This window comes from Candidatus Poriferisodalis sp., assembly GCF_965215815.1.
Classification (GTDB): domain Bacteria; phylum Actinomycetota; class Acidimicrobiia; order Acidimicrobiales; family Poriferisodalaceae; genus Poriferisodalis.
Window position 1 is genome coordinate 241,974 of the sequence record NZ_CBDCEO010000013.1, and the last position, 14,552, is coordinate 256,525.

At 66.6% G+C, this 14,552-nt stretch carries 11 protein-coding genes; 5 read left to right on the forward strand and 6 right to left on the reverse strand.

The window, feature by feature from the left end; translation table 11 throughout:
• Positions 1–6: 6 nt before the first annotated feature.
• The 3 genes from ACOOHB_RS11110 to ACOOHB_RS11120 all read right to left on the reverse strand — a co-directional run bounded on the left by ACOOHB_RS11110 (position 7) and on the right by ACOOHB_RS11120 (position 5,240).
• Positions 7–1,173: a mechanosensitive ion channel family protein gene (locus ACOOHB_RS11110; RefSeq protein ID WP_420444907.1), complete on the reverse strand. Its 1,167-nt coding sequence runs from the start codon at positions 1,171–1,173 to the stop codon at positions 7–9.
• A gap of 87 nt (positions 1,174–1,260) precedes the next feature.
• Positions 1,261–3,930 (reverse strand): AAA family ATPase, encoded by a 2,670-nt coding sequence (locus tag ACOOHB_RS11115; protein ID WP_420444908.1) that lies wholly within the window; start codon positions 3,928–3,930, stop codon positions 1,261–1,263.
• Entirely contained in the window at positions 3,927–5,240 is a 1,314-nt protein-coding gene (locus tag ACOOHB_RS11120; protein WP_420444909.1) for a metallophosphoesterase family protein, read from the reverse strand. The genes ACOOHB_RS11115 and ACOOHB_RS11120 overlap by 4 nt, the downstream gene beginning before the upstream one ends.
• A 206-nt stretch (positions 5,241–5,446) precedes the next feature.
• Here ACOOHB_RS11120 and ACOOHB_RS11125 point away from each other — a divergent pair, with 206 nt between their 5' ends.
• The 4 genes from ACOOHB_RS11125 (at position 5,447) to ACOOHB_RS11140 (ending at position 7,959) form a co-directional block, all read left to right on the forward strand.
• Positions 5,447–5,704, forward strand: a complete 258-nt coding sequence (locus ACOOHB_RS11125; protein ID WP_420444910.1) for a ribbon-helix-helix protein, CopG family — start codon at positions 5,447–5,449, stop codon at positions 5,702–5,704.
• 6 nt (positions 5,705–5,710) lie between these two features.
• Positions 5,711–6,160 (forward strand): type II toxin-antitoxin system VapC family toxin, encoded by a 450-nt coding sequence (locus ACOOHB_RS11130; RefSeq protein WP_420444911.1) that lies wholly within the window; start codon positions 5,711–5,713, stop codon positions 6,158–6,160.
• 75 nt (positions 6,161–6,235) lie between these two features.
• On the forward strand, positions 6,236–7,063 hold the full coding sequence (locus ACOOHB_RS11135; RefSeq protein WP_420444912.1) for an enoyl-CoA hydratase/isomerase family protein: 828 nt from the start codon (positions 6,236–6,238) through the stop codon (positions 7,061–7,063).
• A 110-nt stretch (positions 7,064–7,173) separates the two neighbouring features.
• Positions 7,174–7,959 carry an enoyl-CoA hydratase gene (locus ACOOHB_RS11140; RefSeq protein WP_420444913.1) on the forward strand — a complete coding sequence of 262 codons (786 nt, stop codon included), beginning with the start codon at positions 7,174–7,176 and terminating at the stop codon, positions 7,957–7,959.
• Positions 7,960–7,980: 21 nt separating this feature from the next.
• Here the strand turns inward: ACOOHB_RS11140 and rsgA are convergent, their stop codons facing one another.
• Positions 7,981–9,096 carry a ribosome small subunit-dependent GTPase A gene (gene rsgA, locus ACOOHB_RS11145; protein WP_420444914.1) on the reverse strand — a complete coding sequence of 372 codons (1,116 nt, stop codon included), beginning with the start codon at positions 9,094–9,096 and terminating at the stop codon, positions 7,981–7,983.
• The gene (locus ACOOHB_RS11150) at positions 9,089–10,933 is read right to left on the reverse strand and encodes an ABC transporter substrate-binding protein (RefSeq protein WP_420444915.1); all 1,845 of its coding nucleotides are present in this window, start codon (positions 10,931–10,933) and stop codon (positions 9,089–9,091) included. Before ACOOHB_RS11150 ends, rsgA begins: the two co-directional genes overlap by 8 nt.
• A gap of 532 nt (positions 10,934–11,465) precedes the next feature.
• Here ACOOHB_RS11150 and ACOOHB_RS11155 point away from each other — a divergent pair.
• A complete protein-coding gene (locus tag ACOOHB_RS11155; protein ID WP_420444916.1) occupies positions 11,466–12,119 on the forward strand; it encodes a DNA recombination protein RmuC in 654 nt (217 codons plus the stop codon).
• Positions 12,120–12,129: 10 nt separating this feature from the next.
• Here the strand turns inward: ACOOHB_RS11155 and ACOOHB_RS11160 are convergent, their stop codons facing one another.
• Positions 12,130–14,544 carry a xanthine dehydrogenase family protein molybdopterin-binding subunit gene (locus ACOOHB_RS11160; RefSeq protein WP_420444917.1) on the reverse strand — a complete coding sequence of 805 codons (2,415 nt, stop codon included), beginning with the start codon at positions 14,542–14,544 and terminating at the stop codon, positions 12,130–12,132.
• Positions 14,545–14,552: the final 8 nt, after the last annotated feature.

Sequence of the window (14,552 nt, forward strand, 5' to 3'; positions counted from 1 at the left end):
CTCGACTCAGAGATCACCGTCTGCGCCATCAGAGTCCGCGCCGTCGGCTTCCATCGGCGATGCCGCTGTCTCGAAGGCACCAACGGGCCGCCCGCTATCGCCTGCGGCGGGCTCTCCGCTGCGCACCCACACTGTTCGCTGCGGGAAGGGGATCTCGATGCCGGCCTCGTCGAACGCATCCTTGACGCGCTTGCGCAGCAGGCGTGCCGTGGCCCACTGTTCAGCGGGCTCGGTCTTCACCATGACCCTCAGGGTGACCGCGTCGGCGCCGAAGGCTTGCACGCCGGCCACTGTGGGCTCTTCGAGCACGGTGGTGTTCTCGCCTTGCTCGTGCCACACCTGGTCCGCAACCCGCTTGATGATCGCCATTGCCTCGTCGAGGTCGGTGTCATAGGCCACGTCAAGGTCGAGCGGCACGCGAGCCCACAGCTGCGACATGTTTCCGACCCGGGCGATCGCTCCATTGGGCACGTGCCAGACCGTGCCGGAGATATCACGTAACCGGGTGGTGCGCAGCCCCACGGACTCGACGGTGCCGACCGCATCGCCGAGATCGACCACGTCGCCGACGCCGTACTGGTCCTCGATCAGCATGAAGACGCCCGTCAGCAGGTCTCGGACGAGGGATTGGGCGCCAAAGCCGACCGCGACGCCGATGATGCCGGCGCCTGCGATGAGCGGGCCGAGATTCACGTCGAACTCGCCGAGCAGCATCATGAGCGCTACGGCCCAGATGATCGTGGTTGCGACGCTCTTGAACAGCGTCCCGAGGGTCTTCGCCCGTTGGCTGGCGCGCTCGGTTCGCTCCCGCAGCTGACTCATCTTGGCCGCGAGCCGGTCGGGATCCCAGGCTCGGCCCGCTTCGGCGGTGCGGGCGGCCTCATTTTTCGCTGCGTTCTTCTTGTCGCTGGCGATCCGCTCCACCATGTGGTCGATGGCACGCCGCATGAGTCGGCGAGCGACAACGGTGAGCAGCAGGATCACCAGCACCGTGAGGGGCTTGTCAACGATCCATACCGACGCCGACGCCAGCCCCGCGCTGCCCGTCCAATCCAGCAGGCGTTCGCAGATCCAGCTGGGCTCGGTGCCGCACACCTCCGTGCTGCGGCTGGCTTCCAGAAGTGCATCCATCGCATCAGTGGCGGAGGGGGCCTGTGCGAGGAGTGAGGTCATCTCGGGCAGCCTAGAAGTACACCGCTGGGCGCCTGTTCACTTGGTTCGCGGGAGTTCGGCCCGGCCTGCGCGACGGTCTCGATGCGCCTACGCCTCGGGTGGTACCGCTACGACGGCCGCTCCCGCTGCTTCGGCGCGTTCGGCGGTGCCGCGGTGACACGTAAGCAGGATCAGTTGGTGACGTTGGGCGCACTCGGTGAGGACTCCGACGCACCGTTGTGCTCGGGCATCATCGAGTCCGACGAGCACATCGTCGAAGATCAGCGGCAGACGGACGCCGCGCGCTGCAGATTGATCTTCGACAGTTGCGATGCGAAGTGCCAGGTACAGCAGTGACTGTGCGCCGAACGACAGTCGATGAGCCGAATGCTCGCCCCGTGGGCTGTCCACCAGCAGATTGTCCGTTCGGTCGGTCGGGGCGTGAGGGTTCACCGTGACGTTGGTCCAGTCGGCGACTTCGACCACGATCTGCTTGGTGCGTTCAAGCAGCGCCGGCTGGCGCGTCTTGCGGTGCCGTTCTGCCACGTCGGTCAGCAGCCGCGCAGCAACGTGATGTCCGAGACCGCTCACGACGTGGCTCTCGACCTGCGACATCAGCTCGCTGCGACGCAATGACATCAACGCACTGGAGCGCTGCGGTGACTCGAGCGCTCTGGCATCGGCGGTGAGGCTCGCTATGTTCTGGCCCCGCTGCTCGAACTCCGCCTTCAGAATCTCAATATCGCGTTCGAGTCCCTCGATGAGCATCGACAGCGCAGCGGGGTTGCTGTGGCTGGTGTGCTCCAGAGCGGTGCCGTCAAATTCGACCGCCCGACCAAGATCGTCCTGGGCTTGTTGCGCTTGGATCACGGCGCGGTCGTAGCTGTCGACTCGGTCACACACTGCTTGAAGCAGAACTTCGGCACCCGCAGTGTCCTCGAACAACTGGTGCGATGCCGACTGATGTGCACCGGCCTCGTCGCCGACCGGTGGAGAACCGGCAGTGCCTGCGGGCATCGACATCGCAGGTGGGCTGGCCGACGCTGCTTCGGCGAAGTGCGACCGCAGCGTCGAGAGCTGCACCGCTTCGGTTCTGCGACGCTGAACCAGCAATTCACCCGCCGCTTGCGCGTTACGCACGGTCTCCAGATGCGCAACTGCGTCCGATTCGAAGCGAGAGATCAGACCGGGGGGCACGCCCAGCGCGATCAGTCTCGCCGTGTGCTCGTGACGGCGGCCATCGGTGAGACTCCTCTTGGTCTTCGAGTCCGCCTCCAAGACTCCGCGCTGCTCTTGGGCAGCGTCACGTTGCTTCTCGGCGGCAACTCGGCGCTCTGCGAGCCTCACCATTTCGTCGTCGGGCGGGCGCAGGGACCGCCAAGCGAGCAGCATGGTGAGAACCAGCACCACGGCACCGACCGCACCGACCGCTGCTATGCGCCAGTCGCCCTGCAAGCTCAGCATCACCGCCACCGCCACGGTGCAAGCAGTGCCAACCAGGCTTCCGACCGCGCCCGCCAAGCGGCTCCATCTGCTCCTGGCTGAGTCACCGATGACCGCGGCGCGAGAACTGCCTGAACCAGATTGTCTCGACGCTGCCTTGATCACGCGATCAGGGGCGCTGCCGTGCGGATACTCCTGTTCCCATTCCGATCGCAATTGCTCGGCTTCGACGCGCCACTGCTGGTAACCAGCAATGGCGCCTTGAAGCGCAGCCTCCGCACTGCCTTGCTCCCGCATGGCCTCCACCAGGTGCGCAGCGGCGAGCTTCGCTGCTTCGACAGCTGTGTTGCCCAATGGCGCGTTGGGCACCATGGAGCGCCAATCGCCGTGCACTGCGCCAAGCGCCGCGTCGTAGCCGGTTTGGGCTTGAGAGGCGCCCGACTGTGCCGCTGCCAGACGGCCGATGTCTGCTTGCACCTGTGTGGTGCGGCCGTGCAGTTCTCGCTCGTCGTCGGTCGGCGCGGCAATGCTGGCCAAGTCAGCGCGAAGGCGATTCCTGCGCTCGACGACGCCCTCCGAGAATGCCCTCGCGGCGCGTCTCGCCGAACGCAGTTCGCTGCCAAGCTCACCGAGGCGCCGCTCGATTGCGCGGCGCTCGTCGTTCTCGTCTTCGATGTCGGCCTCGATGCGAGCCCATTCATCGCGGGCACCGGCGAGCCCGCGCAGCTCAGTGTCGATGCTGCCAATCTGCCCGAGCAGGTCACGTGATGATCCCTCGGCCGCCCTGCCTCTGCTCGCTCCGAGCAGCTCTCTCGCGGCGCTGCTGAGCGCAGACGACTGGTCGAATGGGTTGACGCCGCCGAACATGGCTTGTACCGAGACGCTCTCCTGGAGGTCGCTTCCGTCTGCGATGTCGAGCGCCTCCACCCAGTAGAGGCGCTGATAACCGTCGAAATCGCCGCCTCCCAGTCGGGCGGTCAGTTCGCTGCGCCCCAACGCCACCTCCGCGATGCTGGCCGAGAATTTCCCGCTGACCATGCGTTTCGAAGCCGCCTGCGGCACCGTCACTCGGGTTTCGATCGTGACGGCGTCAGCACCCAACCGACCTCTGAGCCGTGCAGCGATTTCGTCGCCGGGGCGTCCGAAACGCTGCAGCAGCGATGCCGAGCCGGGTCCGGCGATCAGCCACGAGAGTGCCGATGCCAAGCTGGTCTTGCCGGATTCGTTCGGGCCGTACAACACCACGAAACGACGATCCGGCAAGGCGAGGTCAAAGCCGCTTGCACGACCCCAGCTAGGAGTCTCAAGTCGCTCGACGCTCAAGATCTCGCTCATGGCGTACCCGCGGGTTCATCGGAATACACATCGAGCAGCAGCTCTTCAGCCAACACGAGCACATCGTCGAGCCGCTGCGGCTGCTCGGCGATCAACTCTGCCCAGAAGTCCTCGACGACAGACGGGAGACCTTCGCGCAGCAGCTCGTGCAACAGGGCCGTGTCAGCATCGGGTGACGCCAGGGCCTGCTGATAGGAGGCCAGGTCGCGCAGCACATCTGCTCGCAGATCATTGCCAGACAGGATTTGCTCACGATCCACCGCGGTGCGTACCGTCGTCTCCAGTCGGCACAGCCCGCCGCCGCCCAGTCGCTCTGTCAACTCGGCGGACAGCGCCGCAGCAAACCCGCCCGCCGCTGCTGCGTCACGAATGCGTCTTGCGTCGTGGCTCGTGCCGACGAGCCGGGACTCCCACACAACCGGCAGAGGGGCATGTCGGCGTCCCATCTCCGTCGCCTGCTCAGTCAGCCTGATGGCGATCTCGTCAATCGTGTCCTCAGGCGTCACCGCAAGGTCGCTTCGAACGAACCGCACTGCATCGCACGATTCGAATCGCGGCTCGCCGATGCGACCGTCGGCGATAGGCACCACCAGCGCACCCTTGGGTTCGCACTCCGAGGGCTTGAAGCTGCGACCTTGGAGATTGCCGCAGTAGGCCGCCCGCGCACCGGAGTGCAACCGACGGACCTCACGCTTGTGGATATGGCCGAGTGCCCAATAGTTCACGGGGGCGGCATCGAGGTCGTCGTCGCTGCATGGCGCGTATGGGTCATGGCCCGGATTTGCGCCCACGTTGGCGTGCAGCACAGCAACATGCGGTCCCGCATCCCGTGCATGCTCGATGCCCCCGAAGCGGCGGGCCAAGTTCTCGGTTTCGTGCCGCTGGCCGAAACTGACACCGCTCACCAGCACGTCGCCGCCGTCATTGCGCAATCGCGCGCGGTGCGATTGGGGCTCGCCCGGAGCGAACCTCACGGCGCTCGCCGGCAGTTCACCGACCGTGCGGAAACCCTCGCTGAGCGGATCATGGTTGCCGTGGCAGATGAACGACCTCACACCGGCCTCGTCGAGGCGTCGAAGCCCGCTTTGGAATCGAACCTGCACCCCGACTCCGGCAATGGCGCTGTCGAAAATGTCGCCGGCGAGCACCAGGAACGAGGCGTCTTCGTCGATGCACAGCTGCACGAGGCGATCCCACGCCGTGGCAGCGCGTTCGGCCAGGTGGCTCCGGCGTTCGGCATCGAGCAGCCCCAAGCTGCCGAGCGGTGCGTCCAGATGGAGATCCGAGGCGTGCACAAAGCAATCTGGCATCCGCGGGACCCTACGCGACCCCTGACACAGCATCGGGTAGCGGAGGCATGCGGTCAGCGTGTCTCGGTTGCCCGACCGGACGTGAGGGCGTAATCGCGCGGCTACAGCGAAAGTCCGCGATGCGAGAGCATCTCGTGCGGATGGCCACAATGTGAGACCGCGCAAACGTTGTTATGAATGTACGCAGCTCAGTTATGCTTTGCATCATGAGGACGACCATCTCGCTCGAAGACCAGCTTGCATCGCAGGTTCGCCGCGAAGCAGCGGCGCGAGGAATGAGTGTCAGCGCCTTCATCGCAGCAACGTTGAGCGACGCGCTGAAGCGACGCGAACCGGCCGAACAACGTCCCTTCGAATTGTTGACCGCGAGCGGCGTCCGCTCGCTTCCGACAATCGATCTCGACCGGCCTCGGGCGATTGAGACCGACGACGACACAGCGTTCTATGCGCGGAGGCAGAGCTGATGGGCGATGCTGCTGCCTGATGTCAACGTGCTTGTCTATGCGCACTTCCCCGATTCGGTCCCAGATCACTCCGAATATGCGCGATGGCTCACTCGCATGGCGAACGGACCTGAGCCGTTCGCCTTGTCGGTCCTCGTGCTGACAGGCTTTGTGCGCATCGCGACGAACCCACGGGTGTTCAGCCCTCCATCAACCCTCGACCTCTCGTTCGCGTTCGTTGCGTCTCTGGCGGAACGCCCCAATGCACGGGTCGTGGGTCCCGGACCCGATCATCTCGCGATTGTGGAACGACTGTGCCGAGAGGCCAGTGCGACGGGCAAGCTCGTGGCCGACGCCGCGCACGCTGCGGTCGCTATCGAGCACGGCTGCACCATGGTGTCCACCGACGCCGATTTTGCGCGATTTCAGGGGCTTCGGTGGCAACACCCGCTGCAACCCAATAGCCCGCGACGCTGACAATCGCCCAGATCACACCCGAGCGCACAGACAGCTCGGTGATCGGTCAGGGGCTCGGTGCCTAGCATCGCTGCGATGACCGAGGACAACGCTGGCCAAGACGCACACGACCGCACACCCACCGACGACCCCGATGCCGCTGCGCTCTATTCGGTGGCAGGCGGGGTGGCGACGATCACCCTGAACCGGCCCGACTACCGCAATGCCCTCAGCGTGGAAATCGTGAACGCCATCGGCGACCACTTTGAGGCCGCGCTTGGCGATCCCGCAGTGCGTGCCGTGCTGTTCACCCATGTCGGCAACACGTTCTGCGCCGGCGCCGACTTGCGGGCCGCCCAGCCCGGGGTGCCTCAGCCGACGCTTCGCTACAACTTCGTGGAGATCCTCGAGAAGATCATGACCTGCGACAAGCCCGTGGTGGGCCGGCTGGCCGGTCACATCACCGCCGGCGGCGTGGGACTGGCTGCGGCGATGGACATCTCCATCGCGGCCGACGACGCCATCATCGGGTTCACCGAAGTTCGCATTGGCGTGGCACCTGCGGTGATCTCGGTGGTCTGCCTGCCGAAGCTGCGCCGTGCTGATGCCAGCGAGTTGTTCCTCGAGGGCGAGCGGGTGCCCGCACCGCGTGCCGCGGCAGCCGGGTTGATCAACCGTGCGGTACCCCGGGAGCAGCTCGACGACGAAGTGGCATCGACGCTGCGGCGGTTGGTGCGGGGAGGACCTAACGCGCTGGCACACACGAAGCAGCTGGTTGCGAGGGTGCCGCAAATGCCCCGTGCCGAAGCCTGGGAGTGGACGGCGGAACTCAGCCAACGGCTCTTTCAAAGCGACGAGGCCTCCGAGGGCATCGCCGCGTTCCGAGAGCGCCGCGACGCCAGCTGGGTCCCACCCGAGGACTGAATTCGTTCTCTTCAATTGCCTGCAACGCAGCAGAGACTCGGGGCGCCGGTAGGACAGCCGTGCCTATCGCTCCCGTCATGGCCACGGTGCGACCGGTAGCGTCGGCCGCCGTGAGCGGACAGGTGCACCTCGAACGCGACGGCCATGTGGGCCGCATCATCCTGGATCATCCGGAGCGGCATAACGCCATCAGCGCGCAGATGTGGGACGGCATCACCGCTGCCGCCACCGAGCTCGAGAACGACCAAGAGATCCGGGTGGTGGTGATCCGAGGGGCCGGCGAGCGCGCCTTCGCAGCAGGTGCCGACATCAGCCAATTCGGCGCGCAGCGTTCCGACGCGAGCGGCAACCGCAGCTACGACGACACGACGTCCCGGGCGCACGCAGCGCTGCTGGGCTTGTCCAAGCCGCTCATCGCCGCCATAGGTGGCTACTGCATCGGCGGCGGCTTGGCGGTGGCGCTGACGGCCGACCTGCGCGTCGCAGCCGAGGACGCCCAGTTCACGATCCCCGCCGCTCGCCTGGGACTTGGTTATGGCGCCGCAGGTATCGGCACGCTGATGCGTCTGGTCGGACCATCAGCGGCCAAGCGCATCTTCTTTTTGGCTGATCGCTTCGGAGCGCAGGAGGCACTGCAGATGGGCCTCGTGAACCGGGTCGTGCCAAAGGCGCACCTGGAAGCTTCGGTCGACGAATGGACCGAGCTGATCGGCCAGAACGCACCGCTCACCATTGCGGCGGCGAAGGCGGCGTTGACGCAGTGGCAGAAGCCGGAGTCTCAGCGCGACTTCGCCGAGGTAGAAGCGATGATCCGGGCCTGCTTCGACAGCGACGACTACCAAGAAGGCGTCGACGCATTCATGAACAAGCGCCCGCCCGAATTCAAGGGGCGCTGAGCACGGCGCTGCGGCAGTACTTCAGCCAGACCCGCGCTGGCTGCCGAATGGATCCCCGGTATCGATGTCCGCCACGAGTTCGAGGTAGGTGCCCAGGCGCCCGGCTGCCAGCTCGCCGGCTGACACCGCAGCCGTCACAGCGCAGTCCGGCTCGACGGTGTGCGCGCAGTCCCCAAAGCGGCAGCTCTGAGCGAGTGCGGCGATCTCGCCGAATGCCATCGCAAGCCCGTCAAGCGGGCCTACAGAGCGGGGCAACCCCAGATCGCCGCCCCAGGGGATCAGATCCTGCAAGCCCGGGGTGTCCACGAGCGTCCCTCCGGCCGGCCCGCCGACGGGAACGAGCTGGCGGCGCACGGTGGTGTGCCGGCCGCGACCATCGGGACTCAGCGGGGCGATCGGTACTACTTCGGCCCCTGCGAGCCGGTTCGCCAGCGACGACTTGCCCACACCCGACGGTCCGCTGAACGCCACGGTCGCGCCGCTGCTCGCCAAGGCTCCCAAGCTGTCAAGGCCGCGACCATCGAGGGCGCTCGTCGCCAGGATCGGCACCTCGGTCGCTGCGGCACCCAGGCGGTGACGCAGGGCATCGACGCTCGCCTCGCACTCGGCGCCCGACACCGTGTCGACCTTGTTCACGACAATCACCGGTCGAGCGCCGCCGGCGAACGCCGCAGTCAGATACCACTCGATCCGATGACCGACGCCAGCCGCTTCGGTCGAAGGAAAGTCACTGGTTGGCGCAGGCGTGGTGACGACGGCGAGGATGTCGGCGTTCGCCGCCACCAGCTGGGGCCGTGCTCGTGGCCCAGCGGCGCGACGGCACAGCACCGAGGTGCGCTCCAGCACGTCAGTGATCACCACGCGGCGGTTGTGTCGGACTTCCAGCGAGCGAATAACCCAGTCGCCGACGGTCGGGTAATCCAGCGGTGTTCGGGCTGCATCGCGGACAGCGGCATCCAGCGCCCCAATCCGAGGGCCCTCGTCGTCAAGGAGTTCATAGGCGCCGCGGTGCTCGACCACAACGCGGCTCACGGTGTGACCTTTCGGGATCTGGGGGGCCGGTCCGGTTCGTCGAGACCAGCCCAGCTGCTCGAGGTTCGGCATCGGCGGCGGCAACGGATCAGAGCCGTCACTCACGGCGCAGCCACACCTCGTCATAGCGGCCGACGCCGAGTCGCTGGCCTTGGACGACGCTGCCGTCGGGCAGCGTCGTGGTGCCAAGCCCGGTGACATCCGCCGTCGCTGCCACGACGCTCGAGGCGTAGCCCAGGTACACGTAGGGAGCCTCGTTCGTGAGCTCCAGCATGAGATTCGCTACGGCTTGTCGTCGGTCGTCCCCCGCGTCGGTCGCCTTGATCAGGCTCGCCAACGCCCCGAGATGCTCGCCGGTGAAGTTGGACACGTTCAGCGGCGTGGTGCGGACCGGTCCGACAGCTGCGTACGCCAGTACCGCCGGATCGGACTCGCCGCCGACCCGCCAACACGTGGCCCCGAAGTCGCCGGCGAAGGACGGGCTCTGGACCACCGAGCCCATGACACGGCTGATGAGCCCCGTGCGGGCGACTGTCTCGACCTCGACATCGACGAGGCCCGTGTCCTCCCACTGGCGTTCCAGCGTTGCCGTCATCTGCGTGAGCGCGAGATCGTCGGTGCACATGATTCGGATCCGCACTGGCTCGCCGGGATCTCGATCGTCGGAACGCTCGGGATCCTCGGTGTACTCGCGCAGCAGGGACTGAGCCCGCTGTGGGTCATGACCCGGCGAGGCTTGCGCAACCTCAGCGGAATGCCAGATGCTGCCCGGCGCCCACCACTGCGTTGCCGCCGACCAGTCCACGTCTGGTCCGAGCGCCAGATTCAGTTGATCCTGGTCGGCCGCCGCGATCAGCGCCCGCCGCACACGTATGTCGTCGAGCGGCGCGCGCAGCAGGTTGAACAGCACGACACCGGCATTGTCGTCAAAACGTCGGACCACGTTGAGCGGGCGACCCCCGCCATCGGTTGCGACGGCTGCGGCTGTGGTGAGTTCCGCCGATCTCGACATCAAAATGTCGCCGCCACCGTCGAGCAGTACGGCGAGCCGTTCGCGCTCGTCGGGAATCTCGGTGAATTGGATCTCAGCAGCCCACGGCAGAGGCGAGCCGTCGGCTGCTGTACGCCAATAGTCGGGATTGGCCCCCAGGACCGCTGGCGCACCCGCCGACCAGCGCCGGAAAAAGAACGGTCCAGTGCCCACCGGCCCTCTGGCAAAGATGTCCGGGTCCGCTTCGGCGGCTGCGATGGAAAACACGCGTCCGACGGGGCCCGCGAGCGCCGCCGGCAGCCCGGCATTGGGCTCACTCAATTCGAAGATCAACGTGAGCTCGTCGGCAACGATGACCGATGCGATGCGGGCATCCCGCAAATGGCCGCCGCTGGCCCGGCCCGAACGCAGGTAGTCGTCGACGCCGGTCTTGATGGTGAGCGCATCCATCGGCTCGCCGTCGGTAAAGGTGATGTCGGGCCGCAGCGTGACGGTCCAGCGCTGCAGCGATGCACCGGCCGAGACCGACTCCGCCAGCCACGGCGCGACAGAACCGTCCGGGAGGACCACCGTGAGCGTTTCGAGAACGTGGTCCAGCACGTTGCGGCACGACCATGCGCACACGTGGTCCCACGGCGTCCAACCGGTGATCGGCGTCGGGTCGGCGGCGATCAGCACGCGCAGCGTGCCGCCGCGGCGTGGCGCTGTGTCCGGAGGTGCCTGTGTGGTTGGCGTGCCCGGCGACAATTCAGAGGTGGACCCGGGCGCATCGGCGGAAGCATCGTCGGAAGCGTCGTCGGGGATTTGGGTCGCCGGTGGAGCGACGGTCGGCTCGGCCGCCTCCTCGGCGCCCTGACTGCAGGCCGCCACCAGCAGCAGGACCGTTACGAGGGCCGTCGTGGGGGCGCGCCAGGGTCTCAGGAACCGCAGCCTTCGCCGCTCGTGAACCATTCGCGCTCGCCAGCGATCATGCAATACACCGACGCCGACGCTAGTGGCGCGACAGTGGGGCCCGGCTGCGCGGTTGTTCATCGAGGCAACCGCGATGCTCCCCCTCGCTAGACAATGAGAGGCGCCTGCGGGCAGGGCTCATCCCCTGAACGTCTGTCGCCAGCTTCCACCAAGGAGTGATCCATATGTCCACCGGCCTCGCAGTCGTCTGAGGAGTGCTGGCGGGTCTCGCCGTGGGCGGGGGCATCGCATGGTCGGTGCTGTCACGCCGGCTGGCGCAGTCGGGTGCAGCACACGATTCGATGGAGCGGCGAGTCGCCGAGCTGACCAGCGAGCGCGATGCGGCCCGCACCGAGGCATCGCAGCACCGCGACGTCAACGCCGGTCTGCAAACCAGCTTGGCGTCAGCGACAGCCGACCGCGACGCGCGCGTCGAGGAGATGTCCAAGAAGCAGATTGAGATCGAGGGTCGCTTCAAGGAGATTGCCGCCCAGGTCAGCGAGACCACGTCAACAAGGCCGACAAGGCCCGAGTGGAGGACACGGCCAAGGTCTCACAGAGCGTCGATCAACTGGTCTCCGAGACGAGCGGTCTGCGCGAGATCCTGCGCGATTCCAAGATGCGCGGCGCATGGGGTGAGCAGCAGCAGGCGTTGGCTGAGCATGCCGCTGCCCTCAGTGAGCGCGCCAAGGAGCTAGGCGACCGCGACTACGGCGGGTGGGTACCAGGATCACCCGATTTCGTGCTCATGTACGTACCGACCGACCCGATGCTCGACGTGGCCATGGACGCTGACGGCGATGTTTGGCAGAACGCTTGGCACCGACACCGAGTGCTGATCGCAACCCCCGGCCTGTTGATCGCCTTCTTGAGGACGGTGGCATTGGCATGGCAGCGTCAAGACATCGCCCGCAACGCAGAGAAAGTCGCCGACCTCGGAAACGAGCTGTACTCCCGGCTTGCAAGGTACGTCGAGCACGTCGACAAGATGGGTCGTGGCTTGCGCAGCGCGGTCGATGCCTACAACGGCAGTGTGGGCTCGTTCGGGCACATGGTGCTGCCGCAGGCTCGACGCTTCCGTGAGCTGGGCTCAGTGAGCAGCAACGACGAGCTCAACGAGCCCAACCTGGTCGAGCCGGACGTGCGCACGGTGAACGCCCCTGAGTTGGGTCCTGGCGAGGACTAAACGAACAGGCTCAGCGATCGTGGAGTTCGCTCCGCCCCGGGTATCGCCGACCTGACTCGTCCGGTGAGGCCGCCTCCCGGCCAACGGGAATCCCCTCTCGGTTCATATAGGACTCCGCGGCGCTTGCATAGGCGCCGTCGACAGTGTCCGCGGTGGCCTCGGTGATGGCTTGCCAGACGCGTTGGGGGGTGAGCGGCATGTCGATGTGACGGATGCCCAGGTGTGCGACGGCGTCGACCACGGCGTTCTGGACTGCCGGGGTTGCGCCAACTGTGCCGGACTCGCCGATGCCCTTGGCACCCAGCGGGTTGATGTGCGTCGGGGTTTCGAGCACGACCCGGTCGAAGAACGGCAGCTCCGCGGCCGAGATGATCGGGTAGTCGGCGAAGTTCCCGGTGAGGGGATTGCCGTCGTCGTCGTAGACGAACTCCTCGAACAGCGCCTGCGCCGCCCCCTGCGCCAGGCCGCCGTGCACTTGCCCCGCTGCCAGCAGCGGGTTCAAGATGGTGCCCGCGTCGTCACAGGCGACGAGCTGGCGCAATTCCACGTTGCCGGTGTGGCGGTCGACCTCTACGACGGCCACGTGGGTTCCGAAGGGGAATGTGGGCGCTTCGGAGTCGAACACCTCCTCGGCGTGGAGCAGCCGTGGCCCCGCCGTGCCATTGGTCGAAGCGAGGTGTTCAGCTACCGCGCTCCAGTCCACCCAGACCGCCGGGGTGCCCACGACGTGGAACGCCCCGGAAGTGGTGTCGAGCGTGATGTCGGCCGGATCAGCTTCAAGCAGCGTGGCCGCCACAGCGCGGGCCTGATCCACCAGCGTGCCCGACGCCTCCCAAATGGCCGAGCCGGCCAACTGCACCGAGCGGGAGCCGCCGGTCACCTCGCCACGGGGCACTTCGTCGGTATCGCCGTGCACAACGTCGATCTGGTCCATCGGCACACCCGTGCGGTCCGAGATCAGCATCGCCCACGAGGTGTGGTGGCCTTGCCCGTAGGGAGATGAACCGGTTCTGGCCACGATGCGGCCGCCTGACACCAGTTCCACGGCGCCGTACTCGGACCGACCAATGCCTGCGGTGCGCTCGACGTAGGTCGCAAGACCGATGCCGAGCAGCTTGACGTCCCCGTCGGCGCGGCGGCGGGCCTGCTCGGCACGCAGCGCTGGGTAGTCAGCGGCTTCGAGCGCAGCGTCGAGGCTGGCTTCGTAGGCGCCAGTGTCGAAGGGCATGCCGGTACGGGTCTCAAGCGGGAATGCCTCGGGCGGGAGGAAGTTCTTGCGTCGCACCTCTGCGGGATCCATGCCGATCTCTGCCGCGAACACGTCGACAGCACGCTCGATGGCGGCCGCCGCTTCGGGCCGCCCCGCCCCCCGGTAGGGGCCAGTCGGCGTGGTGTTGGTGAGCACCGATACCGATGTGAAGCCGAGGGTGTCGATGTCGTAACAACCGGCGAGCATTGCCTTCGCGTTGCCGGGCAGGCCCGCGCCCATGTTCCCGTAGGCGCCGGCTTGCTGCACCACATGTAGCTGGTACGCAGTGATGCGGCCGTCTCGGTTGCCGCCAATGCGGCAGTACTGAATCTGTCCCCGCCCGTGGACGAGGCCGACCATGTCATCGCTGCGTGAGGGCACCCACATCACAGGCCTGCCGATACGGGTCGCCAGCCAGCCCAACAAAGCCTCCTCGGGATGTGGTCGAGCCTTCGCACCGAAGCTGCCGCCTACATCACGCGAGATCACCCGCATCTGCTCCCGATCCAGTCCCAAGATCTTGGCGAGACCTGCTCGAACCGGATGGGAGCCTTGGCCGGCGTTGACATGGTGCAGGCGCCCATCGTCTGCCCAACGGCTCGCAGCCACCCGAGTTTCCAGCGGGCACGGCGCTATGCGGTTATTGACAGTGCGGACCTCGGCCACCGCTTCGCACGAGTCAAAGTCGGCCTGCTCGCCCTCGAGCGCCATGCGAACCACCACGTTCGGCTCGGCCATGCCCTCGAACAGCGCCGGTGAGTCCAACGCAGCCTCGGGATCGACGAGCGCGGGCAGCAGCTCATAGTCGACCACGACCAGTTCAGCCGCATCGATCGCCGCAGCCGGGGTGTCAGCCAGTACGACGGCGATGGGCTCGCCCACAAACCGCACCCGGTCGGTGGCCAGCATGGGGCGCACGATGGCGGTGTCGAATGCAGGGCTCGGCGACGGATACGGCCCGAGATCGACATCTGCTGCCGTGACGACATCGATGACACCGGGTGCACTGCGGGCATCGCCGACATCGAGACCGGCGATCACAGCATGCGACACGGTCGAGGTCACGTAGCAGGCGTGCGCCATGCCGTCCCAGTTGAGGTTGGCGACGAACTGTCCCCGACCCCGCAACAACGGAGCGTCCTCGCGTCGAACTACAGATGTTCCTCGTAATGCCATGAAGTCGC

Coding starts and splice junctions, on each gene's coding strand:
- ACOOHB_RS11110 (WP_420444907.1), bottom strand. CDS start 1,173: ATGACCTCACTCCTCGCACAGGCCCCCTCCGCCACTGATGCGATGGAT.
- ACOOHB_RS11120 (WP_420444909.1), bottom strand. CDS start 5,240: ATGCCAGATTGCTTTGTGCACGCCTCGGATCTCCATCTGGACGCACCG.
- ACOOHB_RS11135 (WP_420444912.1), top strand. CDS start 6,236: ATGACCGAGGACAACGCTGGCCAAGACGCACACGACCGCACACCCACC.
- ACOOHB_RS11115 (WP_420444908.1), bottom strand. CDS start 3,930: ATGAGCGAGATCTTGAGCGTCGAGCGACTTGAGACTCCTAGCTGGGGT.
- ACOOHB_RS11130 (WP_420444911.1), top strand. CDS start 5,711: ATGCTGCTGCCTGATGTCAACGTGCTTGTCTATGCGCACTTCCCCGAT.
- ACOOHB_RS11150 (WP_420444915.1), bottom strand. CDS start 10,933: ATGGTTCACGAGCGGCGAAGGCTGCGGTTCCTGAGACCCTGGCGCGCC.
- ACOOHB_RS11125 (WP_420444910.1), top strand. CDS start 5,447: ATGAGGACGACCATCTCGCTCGAAGACCAGCTTGCATCGCAGGTTCGC.
- ACOOHB_RS11160 (WP_420444917.1), bottom strand. CDS start 14,544: ATGGCATTACGAGGAACATCTGTAGTTCGACGCGAGGACGCTCCGTTG.